This is a genomic window from Bacillus sp. FJAT-27251 (genome assembly GCF_001273925.1).
Lineage (GTDB): Bacteria > Bacillota > Bacilli > Bacillales > Cytobacillaceae > Mesobacillus_B.
Genome location: NZ_LIGG01000001.1, coordinates 865,402 through 890,589, shown reverse-complemented (window position 1 = coordinate 890,589; position 25,188 = coordinate 865,402). Strand labels below are relative to the sequence as shown.

The following is a 25,188-nucleotide window of genomic DNA, read 5'->3' as shown; positions in this document are numbered from 1 at the left end:
GTTTTTCACTTGTCCCTCTACTGTGCTTCTGTGGTAAAATTAGTCAGGAGGAGGGGGAGTAGCATTGAAGAAAGCGTTCATCATCCTGATGTCAGTTTTTATAGCGGTCCTTATTGCCGGCTGCAGCAAGGAGCCTGCACCGGAGGAAAGGTTCTCGCAGTATGTCAAACTATGGAACGACAAAAAGTTTGACGAGATGTACGGGTTTTTATCAGAAACAGCACAGAGTACGGTGACGAAGGAAGAGTTCGTCGACCGGTATAATAAAATCTACCAGGACCTGCAGATTGATAATCTGGATGTCCAGTTCAACGAGCCGGAAGACCGGGAGCGGCCGGAGAACGAAGCAGTTTTCCCATTCTCGGCCAAAATGGACAGTGTGGCCGGGCCGATTGAATTCGACCATCAGGCAAGGCTGGTCAAGGAAGAGCGCGATGACAGCCCAAACTGGTATCTTGACTGGAATACCACCTACATTTTCCCTGAGCTTGAAAGCGGGGATAAAATCAGCCTGAATACCATTCCGGCAGAGCGCGGCAGCATTCTCGACCGCCGCGGCAATGAGCTGGCCATCAACGGGTCAGCGATGCAGATCGGCGTCGTGCCGGGCAAGATGGGCGATGATGCCCAAAAGGCTGACAGCATTAAAAAGCTGGCGGAGCTGCTCAATATGAGCGAGGATCAGATCAACAACGCCCTCAATGCGGGCTGGGTAAAAGATGACCTGTTTGTGCCGCTGAAAAAGATTCCCAAAACCGATGTCGACCTGCAGGAGAAGCTGTTCGCCATTGGCGGTGTGACCAACCAGACAGTCGGCGCCCGGGAATATCCATACGGCGAGGATGTTTCGCACCTTGTCGGCTTTATTGCGCCGGTGACCGCGGAGGATTTGGAGAAGCTCGAAGGCAAAGGCTATACCGCGAATGATTATATCGGCAAACGCGGCCTTGAGCAGGTGTATGAGGAAAAATTGAAAGGAACCAACGGTGTCGAAGTTGCGATTGTCAAAGAAGACGGCACGAAGAAACTGCTGGTGGAGCGGCCGGTGGAAAATGGCGAGAATGTCCAGCTGACCATCGATGTCGTGCTGCAGCAGAAGATTTACGACCAGCTGAAAGGGGAGGCCGGCATGGCGGCAGCGATCAACCCGCGCACCGGGGAGACGCTGGCGCTCGTGAGCGCCCCTGGCTTTGACCCGAACGCCGAGACCTTGGGGATGTCAGCCCAGCAGCGCCAAAGCATCGAGGAAGAGCCGCTGAAGCCGTATTTGAACCGCTTCAGGCTGACGTACGTGCCAGGATCGGTCATCAAGCCTGTGACTGCTGCCGTTGGATTGGAATCAGGGGCAATCGAGCTGGATACTTCCTATGAAATTACCGAAAAGCAGTGGCAGCCGGACAGTTCATGGGGCAACTACAAGGTGACCCGCTATTCCGATGTAAAAGGGCAGATTGATCTTGAAAAAGCGTTGATTTACTCGGATAATATCTATTTTGCACGCGCGGCCCTTGAGATTGGCAAGGAGCCATTCCAGGAAGGGCTTAAGAAGTTCGGCTTTGAGGAGTTCGAGTACAGCTATCCGCTGGAGGCTTCGGAGATCGGCGGGCTGGAGAATGAAATCCAGCTGGCAGACTCAGGCTACGGCCAGGGCCAGGTCGAAATGAACATCCTGCATTTGGCAGCTACCTATACGCCATTTGTCAATAATGGAAACCTGATCAAGCCGGTGCTGCTGGCAGAAGAGCAGCATGGGGAGGTATTGCAGGAAGGCTTAATCAGTGCCGAGCAGGCCTCGGCGATCAATTCGATGCTGGAGAAGGTGGTCTCCGACCCGAAGGGCACAGCGCACTTTGCCAGGATGGACCAGCCATTCGCCGGCAAGACCGGAACGGCCGAGATTAAAGACGTACAGGGCGACAAGGGCCGCGAGCTGGGCTGGTTCGTCGGCTACAACCCCGAAGCACCTGACCTCCTGATCTCCATGATGGTCGAAGACGTCCAGGAAGGTCAGGGCTCACGCGAAGCCGTAGACCGGGTAAGAAACGTATTTTTAGCACAGTAAAGCACAGAACGGGTGCCTTCACTCCACTGAAGAGTGCCTTCACTCCACTAAAGAGTGCCTGACCCCGAGTGCGGTGAAGCGTTAAAGGGTGCCTGACCCCCGGCGCGGTGATGCACTAAAGAGTGCCTGACCCCGCAGCAATGACCCTGACAACAAAACCCCCTGAGGAACTTGATTCCTCAGGGGGTTTTTGTGTCTAAACGTACAGCTTATTTCTTCAATTTCGCCCATGTGCTGTCCATGGCTTTCATGGCTTCTTCGGCTGTGGATTTGCCGGCGATGTAGGATTGGAGGGCTGCTCCGAATTCCTGGCCTGCGCCATCCGGGTACTTCATGAACTGCCACTGGTAGGTTTGGCCTTCCTGGGAGTATTTCAGCAGGTCGGCGCCCAGTGGGCCGATGTCTTCCGCTTTGGCTTCAATCGATTTGAAAGCAGGGATGTACTTGAATTCTTCTGTCATCGCGCGCTTGCCTTCTTCAGATGACACCATCCAGTTGAGGAAGTCTTTCGCAGCTTCTTTGTCTGCGTCAGGAGCGCCGTTGTAGACAACCCAGTTGCTTGGTACGTCAACCATAACCTTGCCGGCTTTGGCAGGATCGTCGTTCAAAGGCATTGGAATGAAGCCAACTTCCATGTCAGGGGAAATCTTGTCAATCATCGGCTGGATCCAGTTTCCTTGCTGAGTCATCGCGGCTTCGCCAGTCGCAAACAGTGTGACTTGTGTGTTGTAGTCTGTAGTTAATGGGTTCTTGTTGCCATACTTCATTGTCAAATCAAGCAGCTCAAAGTATTGCTTGAAATGCTCGTTTCCTTCAATCTTGGCAGAGCCATCGTTCAAGCCGGCGATGAACTTGTCGGCGTCATCCTGGTAGGCGAATGGAACATTCAAGCCGTGGTTCGCCAGCACCCACCACTCGGCATAGCCGATTGAGAATGGAGTGATTCCGGCAGCATCCAGCTTCTTGGCTGCTTCTTCAAGCTCGGAAAGAGTTGCTGGAAGCTCAGTGATGCCTGCCTTTTCAAATAGCGCCTTGTTGTAGGCGAAACCGTAGCCTTCCATGTTCAGAGGCATTCCGTAAATTTTACCGTCAATCGTCATGCCGTCAAGCGTGCCGTCAAAGGCGTCCTCCACCCATGGCTGGTCGGAAAGATCTTCTAATTTATCAAGCCATACCTGTGCTGCCTGGTCACCGTCGTTTGTGAAAATATCAGGCGCATTGTTGGAAGCGAATTTCGCTTTCAAGGCCGCTGAACCATCAGCGCCGCCGCCGACTGTTTCAATATTGAAGGTTACATTCGGGTTTTGCTGTGTATATTCATCTGTCAACGCTTTCAATTGATCCGCGATTTCTACCTTGCCCTGGAAAATATCGACTACGACTTTATCGCCCGTGCTTTCGCCATTCTTTTCCGTGCCTTGTGTCGTATCATTGCCGCCGCAAGCGGAAAGAAGAAGGGATGCGGATAAAACGCCTGCTGCAATTGAGTATTTTTTCATTTTGAACGCCATGTTCTTTTACCCCCATTAAATAGTTTGTATGGCTTCCCCTGCCGGCTTTGCACATCACCGGCAAGGAAAGATGACCTTTTATCAGAAACTGCTTGTTGTCTTGCTTGTAAAAGCTCCTAAACTCGTTAACTCTACTTAATCGACCCGCTCGTAATCCCCTTAATAATGTGCTTTTGCATCGAGAAGAAGAAGATCAGCAACGGAATGATGCTGAGCACGAGTCCGGCAAGGGCCAGGTCCCACTGCTTTGTATACTGGCCGAAGAAGAAGAACGTCGCCAGCGGAATCGTCCGCAGCTCCGGATCCTGAAGGACCAGGGATGGAAGCAGGAAGTCGTTCCAGATCCATAGGGAGTTCAGGATCATCACCGTCACTGTGATTGGCTTTAAAAGCGGGAAGACGATTCTCCAGAACACTCCGAACGGAGAGCAGCCATCGATAATCGCGGCTTCTTCGAGTTCAACCGGGATATTTTTAATAAAACCGTGATACAGGAAGATGGTCATGCCCGAGCCGAAGCCAAGGTACATGATGACCAATCCCCACATGCTGTTCAGCATCCCGAGGCTTCCGGCTGTCTTGATCAGCGGAATCATGATCGACTGGAACGGAATCACCATCGCAGCGACGAACGTCATGAAGATGATGTTGCTAATCTTCTTTTTTGTCCTGACCAGCATGTAGGCGGCCATCGAACAGAAGACAATCAGGACCACGTTGCTGGCCACCGTAATGATCAGCGAGTTGGTGAACACTCTGAGATAGTCGAGCTTCTCGAACGCCTGCACATAGTTCGAAAACTGCAGGACCGAAGGCAAGGCCGATGTGTTCGTTAAAATTTCGGCAAAGGTTTTAAGAGAGTTTGAGACAACATAATAGAATGGGACAAGGAAGATGAGCCCGAGCACAATCGCCACAATCTCGACGATGAACGTCCTTCCTGTATACTTGTTTTCCATCAGGATTCAACCTCCCTTTTCTTCGTGATGCTCACCTGGATGACCGTAATGGCGGCGACAACAAGGAAGAAGATCAATGCTTTTGCCTCACCGAGTCCGTAGCGGTTGTTGACGAAAGCTTCTGTATAAATGTTCAGCGCGAGCATTTCGGTGGACTTGAACGGTCCCCCGTTTGTCAGCGACAGGTTGACATCGAAAATCTTGAATGAGGATGAAATCGTTAAAAATAAGCAGATGGTGACAGCAGGCGCGACCATTGGCATCGTGATGTGGCGCAATACCTGAAAGCGGCTGGCGCCGTCAATCTTGGCTGCTTCGACAATATCCTGTGGCACATTCTGCAGCGCGGCCAAGTAGATGAGCATGATGTAGCCGGCTCCCTGCCAGACGGAAACAATGACGATTCCCCAGAACGCTGTGTTTTCATCTCCGAGCCATGGAAGTTCGAACAGCGACCAGCCAGTGGCGGCGCCGATGCTCTGGAAGCCTCTGATGAAAATGAACTGCCAGATGAAACCGAGCAGCAGTCCGCCGATCAGGTTTGGCAGGAAGAACACCGTCCGCAGGATGTTTCTTGTTTTCAGCATCTGTGACACCAGCAAAGCCAGGCCGAACCCGACAATGTTGGTCAGCACAATCGCGACGACCGTATATTTTATCGTTAAAAGGAAGGATTGCTGGAACTGCTTGTCCTCGGTGAACAGATACTTGAAGTTATCCAATCCTACCCAGGTGACATTCCCGGTAACGCCGTTCCAGTCCGTGAAGGCGTAATAGACACCTGTCAGGAACGGAATCAGGACAATGACGGAAAAGGCCAGAAAGGCGGGTCCGACGAACAAAGCGAAAAGTCCGGCTTTTTTCAGCTTTTTGCTGTTTAGGAACGTTGTTGGTTTGGATGCGTTTGCACTCGTCTGATTAGGAAACGAGGCTGAATTTGTATTTTCCAGTTTAGTATGATTACTCATCATCTGCACCTCCGATACTCCTTATTTTAAAGATTGGGCAAATTTATGAAACGGCTTACATTGACCAAAAAGGTGGAAAATATTGAACTATCAATTTTGACCACCCTGGATAAAAGCGCTACAATAAGTAAAATTATTCCGATTTTGACACATGGGGGAGGGTCCGAACGCATGGGATGGAGCATCAGAAAAAAACTTATCATCTTCCTGCTGGCTGTTACGGTCCTGCCGTCCAGCTTTGCGATTGCCGTCACGTACTGGTACACAACCTCCGCCCTGAACGAGAGCTTTGTCTCCAGGAACCAGGAAGTGATCGCGGCCGGCAAGGAGGATATCGCCACCTATCTTCAGGATTTTTCCTATTTGACGACGACGCTTTACAGGTACACACCGCTGATGAATGTGCTGCGGGATGGCGTTTCGGAAAATCTGATTGCGAACCAGGAAGAAATCTACCGGATTATGGCTTATTTATACAGCACCCGTCCGGAAATTGAGCAGATGCATCTGTATATCCATGAAGGCAAGGATTCCTACACAAACTATCATTCAGCCCTGAGCGGCCGCGGCCACTATGAAAATGTGGACGACCACCCTTATTACGCGAAGCTGAGCCAGCTGCCTCCGGGCCAGAACACGCTGATTGAGCCTCCGCATGAAATCTACAGTTATAACAATCTTTCCTTGATTCCGGAATCACAGAAGGCAAATGTGATCTCTTTCCACAGCCTGATCAGGGATGTGCCGCTCGATGACCCGCTGGCGTTTTTGTCTTTTGACGTGAATCTGTCAAGGATCCAATCGATTGCCGACCAGCTGTATGTAAAAGATACCGAGGATTTTTACGTGATGAACCAGGAAGGCGTGATTGTCTATTCTTCCGAGGAAGAGCGGATCGGACAAACCAACAGCGATGAGTGGTACCGAGAGCTGGATCAGGCGGGCGGCAGCCTTGAATGGAAAGCTGGGGATTTTGATGGTGTCATCGTCCATGACAGCTTTGCCGGCCCCTCGGGAGACTGGCGCATCGCCAAGAGAATTCCGTATGACCTTCTATACCAGGGTGCCAGGGAAACGGCCTTCATGAATATTTTGATCGGCCTTCTCTCACTCGTGATCGTTGTGCTGGCGACGATGTTCATCTCCATCCGTTTCACACAGCCGATTAAGGTTCTCATTGCCAATATGAAAAGAGTGGAGAAGGGGGAATTCAAGGCCGACTTTGATTCACTCGGGAATGATGAATTCGGCATGCTTGGCAATCATTTTAAAAAGATGATCGCCACCATCAATGACCTGATAGAGCGGGAATACAAGCTGGAAATCGAGAACAAGTCAAGCCAGCTGCGGGTGCTGCAGTCACAGGTGAACCCGCATTTCCTTTATAATGCGCTGCAGTCGATCGGCACGCTCGCTTTGAAGCATAAAGCGGTTCCCGTGTACTCGCTTCTGACATCGCTGGCGAAGATGATGAGGTACAGCATGAATGTCAATGTCGATATCGTTCCTTTCAAACAGGAAATCGAGCATGTAAAATCGTATCTTGACCTGCAGAAACAGCGCTTTGGCGACCGGTTTGAGTACAGGTTCGACATCCAGCATGAAGTGGAGCATATCGAAGTGCCGAAGATGATTTTGCAGCCGATCGTTGAAAATAGTTTTAAGCATGGCTTTGACCAGAGTGACGAGATTTCCTGGGTGGAGATTCGCGCCGCCTTGCTGGGGAAGGATCGCGTCAAAATTACCATTGTCGATAATGGTGAAGGAATTACCGCGGACGATGCCGAAAAGCTGCAGGAGGGGCTGGCACAGGTTTCTAAAGCTGGTCCCGAGGGGGAAAGCATCGGCCTCCGGAACATCTATGAACGCCTGCAGATCTACTATCAAAATCAGGCAGAAATGAAGATTGAAAGAGGGGAGCACGGCGGTTTTTCCGTGACGATCCTCATTCCGGCACAAATTTCGAAGGAGGTGTGGAGTTCATGAAAGCATTGATCGTGGATGATGAACAGCATGTCAGGGAGGCCATCAGGCTGCTCGCAGAATGGGATGTACAGGGGATTGCTGAAATTTATGAAGCGAAAAACGGCGAGGAGGCGATTGAGCTCATCCAGGAGCATAGGCCGGAGATCATTTTTACCGATATGAAAATGCCGAGGAAGGATGGCATCGGGCTGCTGGAGTGGATTAAGGAGCACATGCCCGACAGCAAGACGATCGTGGTCACCGGCTATGACGACTATCATTATATGAGAAAAGCGATCCACTTTGGCAGCCATGATTACCTCCTGAAGCCAGTTGATCCCGAGATTCTCAACCAAACGCTTGCAAATGCCGTGGAAGAATGGAAAAAGGAAGAAGCCGGGCGCAGCAAGGAAAAAAGCAGCACCCAGCTCCTGAATGAAATGAAGCCCGTCTACCGCGACCGGATGCTCACCAAGCTCTTCACCTCCTCCGATGTGAAAAAAGAGCAGTACGAGGAGCTCGGTTTTCAGTCTTCAGGAAAATATGTGACCGCGGTCGTGAAGCTGAGCGGGAAAATGATCAAGAACTTCGGCCATGACCGCGACCTGGCGTATTTTACGGTGCTGAATGTGATCAATGAAGTTCTGTCGGCGGAGGACAGCGGCATCGCCTTTCGCTATCTGGCACAAAAAGGCCAGGCGGCCATCATCCTCTGGGACCAATTTGACCAGATGGAAGAATTGCTGCGCCGGATTTACCGGTCCCTGAAGCAAGCGGTGAAATTCAGCTGTCCGATTGCGGCCGGCCCACCTGTCAGCGAGATTTCCTCCCTGATGGATTCGTATGCCGAGGCAAACGAGGTGCTGCTCAGCCAAAACCTGTTGGATGCAAAAGAAGTGCGGGTTTACACAAGGCGTGATGAAAGCGAGCAAGCTTTGCCGTCGCTGATGGCCTATGCGCCGGGAATCGAGCTCGCCGTCCAGGCTGGGGAGGAAAGCGCCTTTGCTGAACTGATCGAAGAAGTGGAACAGGAAATGACGAAAGGGAATTTCCTCTCGCTCAGGCAGCTGCTGCATCTGGAAAAAGAGTATCAGGTCATCAGTGCACAGTGGCTGAAGCGCTACAACCTTGCTTTTGCTGTCCCCGATGAGGCAGAGAAACAGATTGAGCCCTTTTTTGACCGGGATGGCCATTTTCATCTGGAGCAATATGTGGATCGGAAAAAGCGCGAGATTTCGATTTTCCTGGAGTCCATCAGGCGCGAAAGCAAGCTAGAAAAGAAGAACATCATCTACGAGATTGAAACCTATTTGCAGAATAATTTTGACCGGGATGTGAAGCTCCAGGAAATCGCCGACCAATTTTACATCAGCCGGGAATACATCTCGCGCAAGTTCAAACAGGAATTCGGCGAAAACATCTCCGATTATATCGTGAAATACCGCATCAAAAAGGCAAAATCGCTGTTGAAAAACAGCCAGCTGAAGGTGTTTGAGATTGCCAACATGGTTGGCTACCAGGATGATAAGTATTTCAGGAAAGTATTTAAAAAAGTGGAAGGCATCACGCCGAATGAGTATCGGCAGGGGAAGAGGCAAGGGGTGTGATGGGGTAAGCAGTTCGGTTGCGACGTGCAATTTGATGGGGGTAAACGCTTGGGGGGGGAAAATAAACGGAAGAATTCCGCCTAATCCGGGAAATAGCCATATTTCCCGCAAAATAAGGGGAGGTTTTCCGTTTATGCAAAGCAAAACCACCCATTTTTGGTGTTTTTCCATTCAATAAGCGGAATCTCTCCGTCTATTAGAGCCATTTTCAAGCCTATTTATGAAATAGGCGGAATTTCTCCTTTTATTAAATGCTGTTTTCATTCCTACTTATGAATTAGGCGGAATCTCTCTGTTTATTAAATGCTATTTTCAATCCCACTTATGAATTAGGCGGAATACGTCCGTCTATTAAATGCTAATTTCAATCCCACTTATGAAATAAGCGGAATTTCTCCTTTTATTAAATGCCGTTTTCAATCCCACTCATGAATTAGGCGGAGTTTCTCCGTTTATTAAATACTATTTTCAATCCCACTTATGAATTAGGCGGAATCTCTCCGTCTATATATTCAACCACTTGACCTACCAATAAAAAAGCAAAGCCTATCCTGAGCGAATGGCTTTGCTTTTTATTGTTACAGGTACGGGAAACCCCGCCGCCTTCTTATGATTCCTGTTTTACGTCGGCTTCCTCTGCCTTCAGCTGGCGCTCCTTCCTTGATTTCTTGTAATGAAGCAGTTCGTAGACGACAGGGATCACCACAAGGGTGAGCAGCGTCGCCACGGCGAGGCCTCCAATGACGACAACGGCCAGGCTCTGGGAGACGAGCACGCCGGATTCGGCCTTTTTGAAGAGGAGCGGCAGCATGGCGCAAATGGTCGCCACCGCGGTCATCAGAATCGGCCTCATCCGTACTGCGGCCGCTTCCACGATCGATTCGCGGATGCTCATTTTCCTTTCGTTCTGCTTGACCCGGTCAAGAAGCACGATGGCATTGGTGACGACGATCCCGATCAGCATGAGCGCCCCAAGGAGTGCGGTGATGTCGACAGCTATCCTGCTCACGAGCAGGCCGAGAATCGCCCCGATCGCTGCGAGAGGAAGCGAGAACAGGATGGCAATCGGCGCACGGATCGTCTTGAAGGTGATCACCATGATCAAAAACACGATGCCGACGGAAGCGGCCATGGTAATGAACAGGTCGGTGAAATCGTCGCTCTGCTGGACGCTCGCCCCTCCGACGGCCACTTCCACGCCTTTTGGAAGCTCCAGTCCGCCTTTATCCTCCCTGGCGAACAGGAGGGTGTTCATTTCAGCGGCGATGTCGGAAATCTTCCCGGACTCGACAACCCCGCTCACCCTTGCATACAGAACCCCGTCCTTATGGTAAAGACTTGTTGGTTCTTCCTTTCCCTGAAGTTTGGCCGCCTCGGAAATGAGCTTTGGCCCCTGGTGCGCAAGGATGGTGATGTCTTTCAGGTCGTCAGGCTGCTTCGGATCCAGGAGAGGTTCCACAAAAACCGGCGTTTTCTCCCCCTGAAGCTCGATCGCTCCAATGGGAACCCGGTTCAGCATGAGAGAGAGCTGCTGGGCCACTTGCTGGGCGTTCGCTTCCTCAGGGCGGACTTCGTACGAATAGACCATTTTCTTTTCTTCGAGGTTGGTGGAGACCGATTCCACCCCTTCGATGCCAGACAGCGCCTTTTTGATTTTATTGGCTGCCAATTCGATTTCTTCAATGGAATCCCCGAGGACGTCGACTGTGATTTCGGAGGAGGAACCGCCCATCATGCTGGCCGCCGCCACGGTAAGTTCCGCACCGGGATAAACATCTTTCTGTTCCTCGATCGCCGAAAGGAGTGAATCCGTTTCGCCCTTTTCCTTCAGGATGATTGAAAATGTCGTTTGTGTTGGGGAGCCTACCTGACCGAACTGGGCGGCTTCCGCTGAATTCCCCATCTGGGTGATGTTGTAGAGCACTTCTTCCCTGCCCAGGATGAACTTCTCCAGTTCAAGGGAATTTTCCCTTACTTCCTCCACCGGAGTGGTGTTCGGCTAGGCAAGGGTCGCGACCACGAAATCCGCCCCCGATGAGTCCACGGCTCCTTTTGGCATCGCAAAATAGGTGCCGATCGACCCAACAAAGAGGAATCCCGATACAAGCAGGACCGTTTTCTTGTGGTCCAGCGACCAGGCGACGAAATTCGTAAAAGCGGCAGGCGGCCTGTGTTCAGGCAATTTCGCGTTTTTCAGCAACCCGGCGCTCATGACGGGAACCACGGTGAGGGCCACGATCAGGGAAGCCAGGAGCGAGTAGGTAACCGTCAAGGCGAAAGGCAGGACGAACTCCTGAAGCGACCCGCTCACAAGACCGATCGGAAGGAAAACGGCCACCGTCGTCAAGGTCGAGGAGGTGATGGCGCTGCCCACTTCCTTGGTAGCCTCCATGATCATCGAGACCGAGAAAGGCTCAGTTTGCCTTTTCCGAAAAATGTTTTCGATGACCACGATGCTGTCGTCGACAAGGCGCCCGACCGCCACCGCCACCCCACCCAGGGTAAGGATGTTCAGGGTGATGCCGGACCGCGACAATAGAAACAGCGTGAAGCAAAGCGACAGCGGGATTGAGACAATGGTAATCACTGTTGAACGGATATTCCGGAGGAACACCATGATGACGATGGTGGCGAACAAAGCCCCAAGCAGCACTTCCTTCATCATCGTGTGAACCGAATTCTCAATCATTTCCCCTGTATCGAGCACGACGGTCGTTTCCTGCTGCGTGAACTTTTTGTTCAGCTCCTCGGCGGCAGCGGCCACATCCTTGGTCACACTCACCGCATTCGATGTGGTGTCCTTCGTGACAATCATAAACAGGCCTTCTTCGCCGTTGATATGGTTCAGCGCGTTACTTGAAGAGGATTCCTTCACACTCGCGATATCTTTTAAGAGGACGCCCGGAGCTACCGGGAGCTTCTCTAGCTCTTCAAGGCTTTCTATGTTCCCGACAACCTTGATGTTGGCGGCTTCTCCGTCAAGCGTTTTTCCAGCTACCGCTGCAGAAGTGTCGTATCCCTGAAGGACTCCGAGGATCTGCTGAAGCGGGATCCCGCTTTCAGCCATCTCCTTTTCCTTCAGCTCAAGGGAAACGGAAGAAGAGGAGGTTCCCATAACCTGGACGCTGCCCACTCCCTTGATGCTTTTAAAAGAAGGAAGGATTTCCTTCTCGGCAAATTCGATGTTCTCATGCGTGACCCCTCCGCCGAAGGTGACCGTAATCTGGGAGATCGGAATCATGCTTGTGTTCAGCTGGACGATCTGGGGTTTGCTCACGTTTGCCGGAAGCGTGAGGGAAGCGATGGCTTCCTGCACATCCGATTTCGCTTCTTTCATCGGTGTTTTCGATTCGAAGAAGATATCGGTTTTCGAATATCCATCCCCAGTAGTGGAAAAGACGTTTTTCTTTCCAGCTACTCCCGATAGCGCATTTTCGATGGGTTCCGTGACGCCTTCGCGCATCGTCTCCGCATCATTTCCTTCCCCCATGACCACGACGGTCACCTGGGGCTGGTCGGCCGCGGGGAGGAACTCCATCGGCATGGTGGAATAGCTGATCAGTCCAAGCCCCATAATCAGGATGGACAATATCGCGACCGCACTCTTGTTTTTAAAAGACCATTTTGTAAACCAAGACATTCCTTCTTTCTCCTCTCCTGGCAAAAGCCGCTATGTAAGACAGGATAAGATATGAATCTATTTGGGTAAAAAGAACCAGAAAAAAAGAAGGGATTAAGTTTGTCGTAAGTGTCGATAGTTTTGTCGTAAGTGAACTGATTTTGTCGTAAGAAGGTGGATCTTTGTCGTGAGTGAACTGGTTTTATCGTAAGAAGGTGGAGTTTTGTCGTGAGTGAACTGGATTTGTCGTAAGAAGGTGGAGTTTTGTCGTGAGTGAACTGAGTTTGTCGTAAGAAGGTGGAGTTCCGTCGTGAGTGCACTGAATTTTGTCGTAAGAAGGTGGAACTTTGTCGTGAGTGAACTGATTTTGTCGTAAGAAGGTGGAGCTTTGTCGTAAGTGAACTGGATTTGTCGTAAAGCCGTGAGTTTTTGCCGTAAGAGTTGATGCCCATTTCAATCTTTCCACCCCACAGTTCAATATTTTCCACCCTAAGTGTCAATGTAAGCCGTTTCATTCTGTGTTGGAACCTCTAAAATAAGGGTAAATGAAACCTAAAAAGGAGTGGTTTGAAATGGTAAAAGTAACCGTCTGGAATGAAAATCGGCATGAGCAGAAGAATCCGGTTGTGCGGGATCTTTATCCGAAGGGCATCCACGGTGCCATTGCGGAGTTTTTACAGGGAGCGGGATTTGAGGCAGGGACGGCCACGCTTGATGAGCCGGAGCATGGCCTGACAGATGAGGTCCTGGCGAACACCGATGTTCTAGTGTGGTGGGGCCACCTGGCGCATGGCGAAGTGAAGGATGAAATCGTTGAGAAGGTGCAGCAGCGCGTGTTGGATGGCATGGGACTCATCGTCCTTCACTCCGGCCATTTCTCGAAGATTTTTAAAACACTAATGGGAACGAGCTGTGACCTGAAATGGCGCGAAGCCGATGAAAAGGAACGCCTCTGGGTTGTAAGCCCGAGCCATCCGATCACCGAAGGAATCGGGGAGTACATCGAACTGGAAAGGGAAGAAATGTATGGCGAGCATTTTGACATCCCGCAGCCGGACGAGCTGATTTTTACTAGCTGGTTTGAAGGCGGCGAAGTGTTCCGCAGCGGCTGCACGTACACTCGCGGCAACGGAAAGGTATTCTACTTCCGTCCCGGCCATGAAACGTACCCAACTTACCATAATGAGCAAATTCAGCGCGTCATCATCAATGCGGTCAACTGGGCAAAGCCGGTGAAGCGCGAGCGCCCTGTGTACGGAAACGCGAAACCACTGGAAGAGATCAAGGGGGAGAAATAGAATGGCAAAGCTTAAAATTGGAGTCATTGGTGCTGGAAGCATCGCGCAGCACCGCCATTTGCCGGAATACGCCGCCAACCAGCAGGCGGAGATTGTGGCTGTTTGCGACATCAACGAGGAACGGGCGGCCGAGGTTGCCGGAAAATACGGAGCCAAAGCCTATACCGACTATCAGGAGCTTTTAAAAAGCGGTGAAGTCGATGCGGTGAGCGTGTGTACGCCAAACTATCTTCATGCCCCGATTTCCATAGCAGCCCTTGAAGCCGGCCTGCATGTGCTTTGTGAAAAGCCGATGGCCACTTCAAAGGAAGAAGCAGAAAACATGATTGTGGCAGCTGATAAAAGCGGCAAGAAACTGATGATTGCCCACAACCAGCGCTTTGTTCCGTCCCACCAGAAAGCGCGCCAGCTGATCGCAAGCGGCGACCTCGGCAAGATCTACAGCTTCCGCACGGCATTCGGCCATGGCGGCCCTGAAGGCTGGAGCGTCGAAGGCAAGGAAGGCTGGTTCTTCCAGAAGGAAAAAGCGTTTGTCGGGGCGATGGGCGACCTTGGCGTCCATAAAACCGACCTGATCCGCTATCTGCTTGGCGAAGAGATTACTGAAGTTGGCGCGTTTGTCGAGACGAGCGCGAAGGACTTTGCCACTGTCGACGACAACGCGGTCTGCGTGCTGAAGACGGAAAGCGGCATTATTGGCACGCTTGCGGCCAGCTGGGCGTATAACGGTAAGGAAGACAATTCGACGATCATCTATGGTGAAAAAGGGACGCTGCGGCTTGAGGACGACCCGGATTACTCGCTCGTCGCGCTATACAGCACAGGTGAAGTGGTGAACTACCAGCTTGGAAAAATCCAGTCCAATGACGAAGGCGGCCAGAAGAACTCGCATGTGATCGAAAAGTTCGTGGATTGCGTTATCAACAATGAAGCACCGCCGGTTTCCGGGGAAGAAGGCATGAAGTCACTGTCTGTCATCCTTGCGGCGCTGGAATCGAACGAGAGTAAGAGAATAACAGAGGTATAGAGGTGTTTGGACCATGAATAAACTTCGAATCGGAATCATCGGGGTCGGCGGCATTGCGACAGGGCGCCATCTCCCGGCTTTCTCCCAGCTTGGCGAAGTATGTGAGATCACGGCGCTCAGCGACATCAACCTGGCCCGGGCGCAGGCAGTCGCGGCGGAATACCAGATTCCCCATGTGTTTGAAAACTACCAGGATGTTTTTAAAGAAGTGGATGCCGTCGTCATCTGCACTCCGAATAAATTCCACGCGGAAATCACCGTCGCGGCATTCGATGCAGGCGTCCACGTGCTGTGCGAAAAGCCGATGGCGCTTTCCGCGGCAGAGTGCGAGGCCATGCTGGCCGCCTCGAGGCGGGCCGGTAAAGTGCTGGCGATCGCCTATCACTACCGGTTCAGGCAGGAAGCGCAAGTGGCCAAGAACATGATGCAGGAAGTCGGCACACCGCTTGTGGCCCGCGTGAAAGCTTTAAGGCGACGCAAAGTTCCCGGCTGGGGCGTTTTTACCAATAAAGAGCTGCAGGGCGGCGGAAGTTTGATCGATTATGGCTGCCATCTTCTTGACCTGGCACTATGGCTGATGGGAAATCCGAAGCACATCTCGGTCCATGGCCGCGCCTACAATGTGCTCAGCAAAATCCCGGGACAGGTGAACCAGTGGGGCGCATTCGACTACAGCACCTTTGATGTCGATGACCATGTGACCGCCTATATCACGTTTGAAAATGGCGCTTCGATGCTGTTTGAAACATCGTGGGCGGCGAACGTCAAGGACGACGAGGAGCATCTCAGCATCTCCGGTGTCGAAGGCGGCGTGAACGTCTTCCCGCTTGAGCTTTATAACACTAAAAACGGGATGCTGATGAACAGCCAGCCGCTGCTCGTACCGGTGGAGAAAAATGACGGGCTGCCACAGGCACGGAATTTTATCGGCGCCTGCCTTGGCGTCGAGGAGCTGGTCGTCAAGCCGGAGGAAGCGCTGCAGGTTTCCGAAATCATCGACGGAATCTATGAAAGCAATGAAAGCCTAAGCCGAAAGGAGACTCCACAATGAAACTAGGAGTATTTACCGTGTTGTTTGCCGACAAATCGTTTGAGGATATGCTCGATACCGTGAAGGCAGCTGGACTGCATGCGGTTGAAATCGGGACCGGCTGCTATCCGGGAAACAGCCATTGCGACCTGGACGCACTGCTTGAAAGCGAAGAAGCACGCAAAGAGTATATCGGGAAAGTCCACGAGCGCGGCTTGATGATCTCGGCGTTCAGCTGCCACGGAAACCCGATTTCTCCGGAAGCGGCGTTTGCGAAGGAGTCCGATGAAACGCTGCGCAAAACGATCAAGCTGGCTTCGCTCCTTGGCGTGCCGGTCGTCAACTGCTTCTCCGGAACGGCAGGCGACCATGAAGGCGCCAAGTTTCCGAACTGGCCTGTGACGCCTTGGCCGAACGAGTATGGCGATGTGCTGAAGTGGCAGTGGGAAGAAAAGCTGATCCCCTACTGGAAGGAAGTCGGGCAGCTGGCGAAGGAACATGATGTGAAAATCGGACTGGAATTGCACGGCGGATTCCTTGTGCATACGCCGTACACTCTGTTAAAATTGCGTGAGGAAACATGCGATGCCATTGGCGCCAACCTTGACCCAAGCCATCTGTGGTGGCAGGGCATCGACCCGGTTGCCGCAATCAAAATTTTAGCCAAAGAAAATGCGATCCATCATTTCCATGCGAAAGACACCTATATCGACCAGGAAAATGTCAATATGTATGGACTGACGGATATGCAGCCATATGGGGTAGTGCAAACGCGTGCATGGACATTCCGGTCGGTCGGCTGCGGCCATGATTTGAAGGAATGGTCCGATATGATGAGCGCTCTCCGGACGTATGGCTATGATTATGTGGTCAGCATTGAGCATGAGGATCCGATCATGTCGATCCAGGAAGGCTTTGGCCGGGCGGTTTCCAACTTGAAGACAGTATTAATAGAAGAATCACCTTCCCAAATGTGGTGGGTGTAAAAATAGACTACATGTTATAGAGGTGCAGCGATGAGTAAAAAGTGGTGGAAAGAAAGTGTGGCATATCAGGTTTACCCCAGGAGCTTCATGGATAGCAACGGGGACGGAATTGGCGACCTGAAAGGAGTTACTTCCAAACTCGACTATCTGAAGGAACTGGGGATTGATGTCATCTGGCTTTCCCCCATGTACAAGTCGCCGAATGATGACAATGGCTATGATATTTCCGATTATCATGACATCATGGATGAGTTCGGCACGATGGAGGACTTCAATGAGCTTCTGGAAGGCGTACACGAGCGCGGCATGAAGCTGATCCTTGACCTTGTCATCAACCATACAAGCGATGAGCATCCATGGTTCATCGAGTCGCGCTCTTCAAAAAACAGCCCGAAGCGCGACTGGTACATCTGGAGCGACGGCAAGGATGGAAAAGAGCCCAACAACTGGGAATCGATTTTCAGCGGACCGGCCTGGAAGTATGACGAAGAAACAGAGCAGTATTTTATGCACATCTTCTCGACGCGCCAGCCGGATTTGAACTGGGAGAACCCTGAAGTGCGGACCGCCCTGGAGGATATGGTCAACTGGTGGCTGGATAAGGGAATTGACGGCTTCCGCGTCGACGCGATTTCGCATATTAAAAAGAAGCCGGGGTTCCCGGACCTGCCGAATCCGCATGAGCTCGACTATGTCCCGGCGTTCGACTATATGATGAATGTGGACGGCATTGACGAGTTTTTGTCGGAGTTCACGGCGAAGACGATTAAAAAGTATGATGTGATGACCGTCGGCGAAGCGAATGGCGTCACATTGGAAGATGCGGATCGCTGGGTCGGCGAGGACAATGGCTATTTCAATATGATTTTCCAGTTTGAGTTCCTGGACCTTTGGGACAAGAACACAAAGGAAAGAGTCGATGTGGTTGCACTGAAAAAAGCGCTGTCCAAATGGCAGAACGGCCTTGAGGGACGCGGCTGGAACGCCTTGTTCATCGAGAACCATGACCAGCCGCGCCGGGTCTCAAGCTGGGGCCATGACGGGAAGTACTGGAAGGAAAGCGCGAAAATGCTGGGCGCCCTGTATTTCCTGATGAAGGGCACGCCGTTCATCTATCAGGGGCAGGAAATCGGCATGACCAATGTCAAGTTTTCGTCGATCGAGGATTATGATGATGTTGGCATGGTCAACTACCACGCGGTCGAGACGGCCAAGGGACGTCCGCACGACGAAGTCATGGATGTGGTCTGGAGACGCAGCCGCGACAATTCACGGACGCCGATGCAGTGGGATGCTTCCCATATGGCCGGATTTACAACTGGGGATTCGACATGGCTGGGCATGAATCCAAACTATGAAAGCATCAATGTGGAGAGCCAGCTGAAGGATGAAGATTCGATTCTTCATTTCTATAAAAAGCTGATTAGGCTGCGGAAGGAAAACCCGCTGTTCGTTTACGGGAAATACCAGCTGCATCATCATAACCATCCGAAGCTGTATGTGTACACAAGGACGATGGGAAGCAAAAGGGCAATTGTCATCTGCAACTTCCACGGCACCCCAACCCGGTTCAAAGTGCCAACAGGAGTGAAATACAAAGACTCCAGGCTGATCCTCAGCAACTACAGCCACGCCAGCAGCAAACTGCCAAAGAACTTTACATTAAAACCATGGGAAACAAGAGTATATTTTTTGAAGTAAAGCACTAAAGGGTTGAAGCGTGCCTGACCCGCGGTGCGGTGAAGTGGTAAAGGGTGCTACGGTGTTCAACAAAACTAAAGAGAGCTTCACTACACTAAAGGGTGCCTGACCCCCAGTGCGGTGCAGTACTAAAGAGTGCCTGACCCCGACAGACGGAGATTCCGTCTGTTTTTTTGTTTGGGGAAATTTTTTTTGTATATTGCTTGACCGGCAACCCAATAGTATGGATAATTATAAATTATCAAAATATTATATAAATTATTTCGTTCTGATGCGTGCAACGCTCAGTTTAGGTCCGATCTTCGAGCAAATTTGACAGCGCTTACAAAAGGAGGGGATAATAAATGGTTTTTTGGCTGCTGATTTTAATAACGATTTTTTCCGTGGTGATGGCGCTGAGGAAGAACAAAACGTTTTTCCTGTTCGTGCCGTTCCTGAGCATTTTCCTGTACTTCCTGGTGGAAATCCTGATGGTGCCCGCACCATTCTTTGATACAGTCAAATTCATCTTCAGCCTGAGCTAGCCCAACATCAGGATAAGAAAAAAAGGGAGGGATGCTACCGGAAACCAGACCGCTAAGATTCTTAAAGGTTGAAGGCAAGATTACCGACAAAAGGGGTGGAAGTGTGAAAAAAATCGACAAAACCGTGGCTGACCAGTATTTTCGCGAGAAGAACCGCTATATGGTCCTTTATCTTATCATTTGGTTCTGTGTTTCATTTGGCGCTGTTTTGCTCGCCGAACCGCTGAGCCATATATCCCTGGGAGGATTTCCGTTCCATTACTTCATGGGCGCTCAGGGCTCCGTCGTGACCTTTATCATCCTCTTGTTCATCAACGCCAAGGTCGGCGACATGATCGACAAAAAGTACGGCATTGACGAAGCCAGGAACGTAAAGCTCAGTGAAGGAAAAACAGTCGACCATTAAAAGGCGGCTGGACATTCCACAATAAAAAAAAGAGTGTACCAGTAAGGGGGAGCGCGTTTGGATACACAGTTTTTGGTCTCATTTTCCATTATTTTAGCAACGTTTGCACTTTATATCGGCATTGCGGTCTACAACAAGGCGAGGGCGACATCCGACTTTTACGTGGCGAGCCGCGGGGTTCCGCCAGTGTTCAACGGAATGGCGATTGGCGCCGACTGGATGAGCGCCGCCTCGTTTATCGGGATGGCCGGAACCATCATGCTTCTCGGCTATGACGGCCTGGCCTATATCATGGGCTGGACGGGCGGTTATTTGCTGCTGACGTTCCTGCTTGCCCCACAGCTCAGGAAATACGGGCGCTACACCGTGCCTGAGTTCATCGGCGACCGTTTTGACAGCCATACAGCCCGCGTCATCGCGGCGGTTTGTACAATTATCATCTCGTTCACCTATTCCATCGGCCAGCTGTCAGGCTCCGGTGTGGTCATCGGGCGCCTCTTCGAAATCGACGCCAAGCTGGGCACGATGATCGGCGTTGTGCTGATCGCCTTTTACGCGGCGTTCGGCGGAATGAAGGGAATCACCTGGACCCAGGTGGCCCAGTATATCGTCCTGATCATTGCCTACCTGATTCCTGTTATTTTCATGAGCTTGCAGTTGACGAACAGCCCGCTGCCATGGCTTTCCTACGGGGAACTCGTCGGGAAGATGGGCGAGCTTGACCGTGAACTGGGAATTTCCGAATACTTTGCGCCATTTACAAACGGAACGAAGTGGCAGTTCCTTGCGCTGATGTTCACGCTCATGTGCGGAACGGCCGGCCTGCCTCACGTCATTGTCCGTTTTTACACCGTGTCAACGATGAAAGCGGCGCGCTGGTCGGGAGCCTGGGCTTTGCTGTTCATCGGGCTTCTGTACCTGTCAGCGCCTGCTTATGCGGCATTCTCCCGCTTTATCCTGATGACGAAAATCGCTGGCAGCGAAATCACGAACCTTCCTGCCTGGACAAAATCATGGATTGACACCGGGAAGCTGCAGCTGGCCGACGGCAATGGCGACGGCGTCCTGCAGTGGAATGAACTGATTATCTCGAATGACATCGTCGTCATGGCGACGCCGGAAATCGCCAACCTTGGCGTATTCGTCATCGGCCTTGTCGCAGCCGGCGCGATGGCGGCAGCCCTTTCGACGGCGGGCGGCTTGATGATCTCGATCTCCTCTTCATTCGCACATGATATTTTTTACCGTGTGTGGAAGCCTGATGCAACCGAGAAAACGCGCCTTTCGGTGGCGCGCTGGTCGATTGTCATCGCGACCTTGCTTGCCGGCTTGATTGCACTCAATCCGCCGGGAGCGATTACGCAGATTGTTGCCTGGGCATTCGCGATCGCGACCGGAACCTTCTTCCCGGCGCTCGTGCTCGGCGTATGGTGGAAGCGATCCAATTCGCAAGGCGTCATCGCCGGCCTGCTCGTCGGTTTGGGTGTCACGCTCGGCTATATTTTCGCCGCCAAATACGGCGGATTCACAATCCTTGGCATCATCGACACGGGAGCGGGCGTATTCGGTGCCGCAGCGGCCTTCCTGACCAATATTGCCGTCTCTTTGGCGACACCGGCGCCATCACAGAAGCTGCAGGAAGAGGTGCTTGACCTGCGCTATCCTGAGCAGATGACCTATAAAAATGGCGATGTGTGGATGAACACCGATGAATCCTCCAAACTATAATCAGCTGCTGGAGGCTGTGCAGTTCCATCCCCTGTTTCAGGGGCTGGAACAAAGCACGGCCCTTTCCCTTGTCTCGGAGTGCGAACAGAAAACATACGGCAGGAACGAAATCATGCTGGAAGCGGAAGCGCCGAGGCAGGGCTTGATGCTTCTTTTAAAAGGAGTCGCCGAGGTGACGGTCGAAGGTGGCGAAGTGCTCGAAGTGGTCCAGAAAGGCGAGATGATCGGTTTTTCTTCGCTGGCAAGGTTCCTTGGCGCCGCCCCGCCCGATGAAAAGCCTCCMCATACTGTGGAAGTGCGCACAGTCGAGGAAGTGGAGGCCMTGCTGATTCCGTTTTCGGTTCTGGAAAAAAGGTGGGAGGACCAGAATGTCCATGACTACCTGCTCGGACAGGTTTCGGTCCGGCTCAAGGATGTGTACGGCTCCCTCGCCGAGCAGGTGAAACTGGCGCGAAGTTTTGGTGAAAAAGATTCGCTGATTTTAAGGGTGCAGGATATCATGACCACCAGCCTGGCGCGTGTCGCCCCGGAGACGGCTGTCCAGGAAGCGGCAAGGCTCATGTCGGAGCAGCGCACCAGTTCGGTGCTGGTGATGGAGGAGGACAAGCTCAGGGGCATCATCACCGAGCGCGATATCGTCCAGCGGGTCGTCGCCAGGGGAGAGCACCTGACATCCCCGGCGAAAGCGGTCATGACGCCGGCCCCGGTCACGGTTTCCCGCTTCGCCTATTTTTATGAGGCGATTTCCGACATGCTCCTGAAAGGAATCAAGCATCTTCCGGTGGTGGATGGCTCCCGGACGATAGGGATTGTCACGTTGTCCGACTTGTTCCGTAAAAAAAATGCCGGTGTACTCAGTACGATTAAAAGAATTGAAGCCTGCGATGAAGCGACACTCCAGGAAATCAAACCAGCGATTTATGAAATCACCGATACCCTCATCAAGGAACAGGTGCCGGTTTTCACCCTGCTTGATGTGGTGACAAGCCTTTACGACCGTGTAGTGGCGCGGATTGTGGACCTTGCTGCCGAAAATCTGGGCAGAAGGGATGCCGGGTTCGCCTTTTTCCAGATGGGCTCAAGCGGGCGCGGCGAGCAGTTCATGCTCACCGACCAGGATCATTTCCTAGTCTATGGAGAGGACGGTGATCCTGCCTATTTTAAAAAGCTGGGAAGCGAGATAACGAGATTGTTTGAAAAGGCGGGCTATGCCCGCTGCGAGGGGAGGATGATGGCAAGCGAGGAAGCGTGGCGCGGGTCGCTTGGGCAGTGGCAGGACCGGGTGCGGCAGTGGATGCTGCAGTCGACCAATGAAAACCTGATGGCGGCGCAGAACTTCTTCTCATACCGCTTTGTCGCCGGGGACCAGGACGTCGCCCGGAAGCTGGAGGAAAGTGTCAGGGAGCTTTTGGGCCGCTCGAAAATCTTTTTGTTCCGTCTTGCACAGGAGGAGCGCACCCAGGTGATTCCCGTGCTGGACCAGCCGATTCGCTCTCTGTTTAAAATCGGCCGGAAAAGCATCGACATGAAAAAAGAAGTGCTGTTTCCGTATCATCACAGCCTGCAGATTCTCGCGCTGCTTTATAGTGTGGTGGGCGGAACGCCGGTGGAGAAAATCGGGCTGCTTGTGAAAAAAGGCGTGCTGACCTCGGCGTTCGCTGCCGACCTGAAAGCCGCCTCAAGCCAGGTTCTCTCCTTATATATACGCATGCGCTGGGAAGGGAAGGGAACGGTCCTCCAGTTTGCCGGCCTGTCCACCAGGGAGAAAGATGAGCTGATTCTCAGCCTGAGGACCCTGGGCGAACTGCAGGGGATGGTGTTTGCGAGGTTCCCGTTGTGAAAAGATGCCGGGGAGAGGGCCGATTTAGGAACATGACTGTGGCCTCCCTTAAATTGCTTGCTTTGTCATGATTCGCTGCTGTGTGTAATTGAACAGCTTGTATTTTGCCTGGCTGCAGCAGATCAGGCAGCTCTTTTCCCGGCCGGTAAGATCTTGTTCGCTGATTGATTGAACGTGCGGGAGGTCCATCATTTTCAGGGCCTCTTTTACATGCTTGGGGCAAACCAGAATCATGGTCAAATCTCCTTCCAACATAAAAAATCAGAGGTGCAGGCGAGAGGGGGTGCTTACACCTCTGGAGGGGAACAAAGGTACTTTCAGGTATGTTAAGGATACCAGACAATCCAAAGTCCCCCGTTCCTAAATGGTGGTTTGAGGCATTTACAACTATTATTCTATTTCTTCAAGGTAGTAATGTTAATAAAGCTCGTGTAAAGATTTGTAAAAGAAGAATGAAATTGTGAAAACAGTGTTGATTTTTAGTGGCCAAGGAGGCAGAAATGTTCTTTCAGCGTAAAACCATCCACTGTCCTTTGTCGTACCGGGAACTTCCATTGTCTACTTCCATCGAGGAGCTGTCATTTGTGGTGTTTGATACAGAAACGACCGGGTTCCAGGTGGCAGGGGAGGACCGGCTGATTGAAATTGGCGCGGTCCATGTACAAGGGATGGAGGTCGTCGAAGAGGGTGTATTCCAGACTTATGTGAACCCGAAACGACAAATTTCTCAGGAAATAACGCAGCTGACGTCGATTTCGATGGAAAAAGTCGAACAGGCGCCGGAAGCGACCGAGGCGATCCTTTCCTTCTTTAATTATGTGGAATCCCGGCAGGCCGCCTGCCTGGTCGGCCACTATGTCAGCTTCGACAGCCTCGTGCTGAAGCATGAGCTGAAGCGGGGAAACCGGAACCTGAAGGGTCTGCAAACCATCGATACCCTCAACATGATCGGCTTTATTGCCCCCTCGTACGATATGCGCGACCTCGAGCGATACGCCATGGCCTTCGGAACGAGGATCTACGACCGCCACAGCGCCATCGGCGACGCCCTCACCACCGCCTACCTGTTCGTGGAACTCCTGCGCCACTTCAAAGACCGCGGCCACACCACCTGGGCCGACCTCCTCAAAGGCAGCACCCTTTAACTCATTACCGCACCGCGGGTCAGGCACCCTTTAACACTGCACCGCACCCGGGGTCAGGCACTCTTTAGGGGGATGAAGTGATTGGAATTCGCCTAAAAAGAGTAAATTTTCTGAATAAATTTGGGGATTCTTTGTCCTTCTTGTGTTTTTTGTGCATATATCCTTATCCAAGCTAATAGAATGGTTACAAACCTGTCAAAGAGAGTGTTTGAGGTGAGGAGTCGTTTGCAGAGTATGTGAATTCAGCCGGAGACATGATTATTTGCAGTAGGTGAAGAAGGCCGTGCCTTCTGCCGCACCAGCAGTTCCTTTGTGCGGAATCAGTAGTTTACGAGGGTAAGCGGGTCTCATTTCACACTTCTCACATCCAATTTAGGGAGGGCGAGTGGTGTGCACGATTACATCAAAGAGAGAACCATCAAGATTGGAAAGTATATCGTGGAGACGAAAAAAACGGTTCGCGTCATCGCGAAGGAGTTTGGCGTGTCCAAAAGTACAGTCCATAAAGACCTGACGGAAAGACTGCCTGAAATCAACCCGGAGCTTGCGAATGAAGTAAAGGAAATACTCGATTACCATAAATCGATCCGCCACCTTAGGGGGGGAGAAGCCACAAAGCTAAAGTACCGGAAAGAAGAAAGGGAAGGAGAGCCTGTGAAGTAGAAAAGGACAGGGAACAGGCAAGGCCAAGACCATTGGAAACGATTATGATTAGAAACAAAGCGGGTAGTATCTGCCGGGTAAAAGCAGATGGTGCGCGCTTTGTTTATTTTTGGGGATATTGGGGAGTAGGGGGCCGGGTTTTGTTGGTG

At 51.8% G+C, this 25,188-nt stretch carries 18 protein-coding genes and 1 pseudogene; 14 read left to right on the top strand and 5 right to left on the bottom strand.

Annotation, left to right across the window (positions count from 1 at the left end; all coding sequences use genetic code 11):
* Nucleotides 1-64: 64 nt before the first annotated feature.
* Nucleotides 65-2,062: a penicillin-binding transpeptidase domain-containing protein gene (locus ADU22_RS04130; protein ID WP_053361043.1), complete on the top strand. Its 1,998-nt coding sequence runs from the start codon at nucleotides 65-67 to the stop codon at nucleotides 2,060-2,062.
* Nucleotides 2,063-2,271: 209 nt separating this feature from the next.
* On the opposite strand, the gene ADU22_RS04125 is transcribed toward ADU22_RS04130, so the two are convergent.
* From ADU22_RS04125 to ADU22_RS04115, 3 genes are all read right to left on the bottom strand, one after another.
* Complete coding sequence (locus ADU22_RS04125) at nucleotides 2,272-3,573, bottom strand: ABC transporter substrate-binding protein (protein WP_053361042.1); 1,302 nt, start codon at nucleotides 3,571-3,573, stop codon at nucleotides 2,272-2,274.
* Between the two features lie 131 nt (nucleotides 3,574-3,704).
* Nucleotides 3,705-4,532 carry a carbohydrate ABC transporter permease gene (locus tag ADU22_RS04120; protein WP_053361041.1) on the bottom strand — a complete coding sequence of 276 codons (828 nt, stop codon included), beginning with the start codon at nucleotides 4,530-4,532 and terminating at the stop codon, nucleotides 3,705-3,707.
* Complete coding sequence (locus ADU22_RS04115) at nucleotides 4,532-5,500, bottom strand: carbohydrate ABC transporter permease (protein ID WP_082252988.1); 969 nt, start codon at nucleotides 5,498-5,500, stop codon at nucleotides 4,532-4,534. Before ADU22_RS04115 ends, ADU22_RS04120 begins: the two co-directional genes overlap by 1 nt.
* A gap of 171 nt (nucleotides 5,501-5,671) precedes the next feature.
* Here ADU22_RS04115 and ADU22_RS04110 point away from each other — a divergent pair, with 171 nt between their 5' ends.
* Both ADU22_RS04110 and ADU22_RS04105 read left to right on the top strand, forming a co-directional pair.
* Complete coding sequence (locus tag ADU22_RS04110; RefSeq protein WP_053364461.1) at nucleotides 5,672-7,486, top strand: cache domain-containing sensor histidine kinase; 1,815 nt, start codon at nucleotides 5,672-5,674, stop codon at nucleotides 7,484-7,486.
* The gene (locus ADU22_RS04105; protein ID WP_053361040.1) at nucleotides 7,483-9,072 is read left to right on the top strand and encodes a response regulator; all 1,590 of its coding nucleotides are present in this window, start codon (nucleotides 7,483-7,485) and stop codon (nucleotides 9,070-9,072) included. Before ADU22_RS04110 ends, ADU22_RS04105 begins: the two co-directional genes overlap by 4 nt.
* Before the next feature lie 607 nt (nucleotides 9,073-9,679).
* Here the strand turns inward: ADU22_RS04105 and ADU22_RS04100 are convergent.
* Nucleotides 9,680-12,712 (bottom strand): annotated as a pseudogene (locus tag ADU22_RS04100) (efflux RND transporter permease subunit).
* A 551-nt stretch (nucleotides 12,713-13,263) separates the two neighbouring features.
* On the opposite strand from ADU22_RS04100, the gene ADU22_RS04095 reads away from it, so the two are divergent.
* From ADU22_RS04095 to ADU22_RS04055, 9 genes are all read left to right on the top strand, one after another.
* The gene (locus ADU22_RS04095; protein ID WP_053361039.1) at nucleotides 13,264-13,989 is read left to right on the top strand and encodes a ThuA domain-containing protein; all 726 of its coding nucleotides are present in this window, start codon (nucleotides 13,264-13,266) and stop codon (nucleotides 13,987-13,989) included.
* Nucleotide 13,990: 1 nt separating this feature from the next.
* Nucleotides 13,991-15,016, top strand: a complete 1,026-nt coding sequence (locus ADU22_RS04090) for a Gfo/Idh/MocA family protein (protein WP_053361038.1) — start codon at nucleotides 13,991-13,993, stop codon at nucleotides 15,014-15,016.
* A gap of 13 nt (nucleotides 15,017-15,029) precedes the next feature.
* A complete protein-coding gene (locus tag ADU22_RS04085; RefSeq protein ID WP_053361037.1) occupies nucleotides 15,030-16,067 on the top strand; it encodes a Gfo/Idh/MocA family protein in 1,038 nt (345 codons plus the stop codon).
* A complete protein-coding gene (locus ADU22_RS04080) occupies nucleotides 16,064-17,032 on the top strand; it encodes a sugar phosphate isomerase/epimerase family protein (RefSeq protein ID WP_053361036.1) in 969 nt (322 codons plus the stop codon). Before ADU22_RS04085 ends, ADU22_RS04080 begins: the two co-directional genes overlap by 4 nt.
* A gap of 30 nt (nucleotides 17,033-17,062) precedes the next feature.
* Nucleotides 17,063-18,733 carry an alpha-glucosidase gene (locus ADU22_RS04075; RefSeq protein WP_053361035.1) on the top strand — a complete coding sequence of 557 codons (1,671 nt, stop codon included), beginning with the start codon at nucleotides 17,063-17,065 and terminating at the stop codon, nucleotides 18,731-18,733.
* Nucleotides 18,734-19,077: 344 nt separating this feature from the next.
* Nucleotides 19,078-19,257, top strand: a complete 180-nt coding sequence (locus ADU22_RS04070) for a hypothetical protein (protein WP_053361034.1) — start codon at nucleotides 19,078-19,080, stop codon at nucleotides 19,255-19,257.
* Nucleotides 19,258-19,360: 103 nt separating this feature from the next.
* Nucleotides 19,361-19,663, top strand: coding sequence for a DUF4212 domain-containing protein (locus ADU22_RS04065; protein ID WP_053364460.1), 303 nt, complete (start codon nucleotides 19,361-19,363; stop codon nucleotides 19,661-19,663).
* Nucleotides 19,664-19,720: 57 nt separating this feature from the next.
* A complete protein-coding gene (locus ADU22_RS04060; RefSeq protein ID WP_053361033.1) occupies nucleotides 19,721-21,391 on the top strand; it encodes a sodium:solute symporter family protein in 1,671 nt (556 codons plus the stop codon).
* Entirely contained in the window at nucleotides 21,372-23,231 is a 1,860-nt protein-coding gene (locus tag ADU22_RS04055; protein ID WP_053361032.1) for a DUF294 nucleotidyltransferase-like domain-containing protein, read from the top strand. The genes ADU22_RS04060 and ADU22_RS04055 overlap by 20 nt, the downstream gene beginning before the upstream one ends.
* 48 nt (nucleotides 23,232-23,279) lie before the next feature.
* Here the strand turns inward: ADU22_RS04055 and ADU22_RS04050 are convergent, their stop codons facing one another.
* The gene (locus ADU22_RS04050; RefSeq protein WP_053361031.1) at nucleotides 23,280-23,465 is read right to left on the bottom strand and encodes a hypothetical protein; all 186 of its coding nucleotides are present in this window, start codon (nucleotides 23,463-23,465) and stop codon (nucleotides 23,280-23,282) included.
* A 266-nt stretch (nucleotides 23,466-23,731) separates the two neighbouring features.
* Between ADU22_RS04050 and ADU22_RS04045 the strand changes: the two genes are divergently transcribed.
* Both ADU22_RS04045 and spoIIID read left to right on the top strand, forming a co-directional pair.
* Nucleotides 23,732-24,376, top strand: coding sequence for a 3'-5' exonuclease (locus ADU22_RS04045; RefSeq protein ID WP_053361030.1), 645 nt, complete (start codon nucleotides 23,732-23,734; stop codon nucleotides 24,374-24,376).
* A 390-nt stretch (nucleotides 24,377-24,766) separates the two neighbouring features.
* A complete protein-coding gene (gene spoIIID, locus ADU22_RS04040; RefSeq protein ID WP_046522783.1) occupies nucleotides 24,767-25,039 on the top strand; it encodes a sporulation transcriptional regulator SpoIIID in 273 nt (90 codons plus the stop codon).
* The last annotated feature ends 149 nt before the right edge of the window (nucleotides 25,040-25,188 follow it).

What these genes read in the sequence shown, in the direction of transcription:
- ADU22_RS04105 (WP_053361040.1), top strand. Translation starts at nt 7,483, where the DNA reads ATGAAAGCATTGATCGTGGATGATGAACAGCATGTCAGGGAGGCCATC.
- ADU22_RS04095 (WP_053361039.1), top strand. Translation starts at nt 13,264, where the DNA reads ATGGTAAAAGTAACCGTCTGGAATGAAAATCGGCATGAGCAGAAGAAT.
- ADU22_RS04075 (WP_053361035.1), top strand. Translation starts at nt 17,063, where the DNA reads ATGAGTAAAAAGTGGTGGAAAGAAAGTGTGGCATATCAGGTTTACCCC.
- ADU22_RS04120 (WP_053361041.1), bottom strand. Translation starts at nt 4,532, where the DNA reads ATGGAAAACAAGTATACAGGAAGGACGTTCATCGTCGAGATTGTGGCG.
- ADU22_RS04045 (WP_053361030.1), top strand. Translation starts at nt 23,732, where the DNA reads ATGTTCTTTCAGCGTAAAACCATCCACTGTCCTTTGTCGTACCGGGAA.
- ADU22_RS04080 (WP_053361036.1), top strand. Translation starts at nt 16,064, where the DNA reads ATGAAACTAGGAGTATTTACCGTGTTGTTTGCCGACAAATCGTTTGAG.
- ADU22_RS04085 (WP_053361037.1), top strand. Translation starts at nt 15,030, where the DNA reads ATGAATAAACTTCGAATCGGAATCATCGGGGTCGGCGGCATTGCGACA.
- ADU22_RS04125 (WP_053361042.1), bottom strand. Translation starts at nt 3,573, where the DNA reads ATGGCGTTCAAAATGAAAAAATACTCAATTGCAGCAGGCGTTTTATCC.
- ADU22_RS04110 (WP_053364461.1), top strand. Translation starts at nt 5,672, where the DNA reads ATGGGATGGAGCATCAGAAAAAAACTTATCATCTTCCTGCTGGCTGTT.
- ADU22_RS04070 (WP_053361034.1), top strand. Translation starts at nt 19,078, where the DNA reads ATGGTTTTTTGGCTGCTGATTTTAATAACGATTTTTTCCGTGGTGATG.
- ADU22_RS04115 (WP_082252988.1), bottom strand. Translation starts at nt 5,500, where the DNA reads ATGAGTAATCATACTAAACTGGAAAATACAAATTCAGCCTCGTTTCCT.
- ADU22_RS04090 (WP_053361038.1), top strand. Translation starts at nt 13,991, where the DNA reads ATGGCAAAGCTTAAAATTGGAGTCATTGGTGCTGGAAGCATCGCGCAG.
- ADU22_RS04050 (WP_053361031.1), bottom strand. Translation starts at nt 23,465, where the DNA reads ATGATTCTGGTTTGCCCCAAGCATGTAAAAGAGGCCCTGAAAATGATG.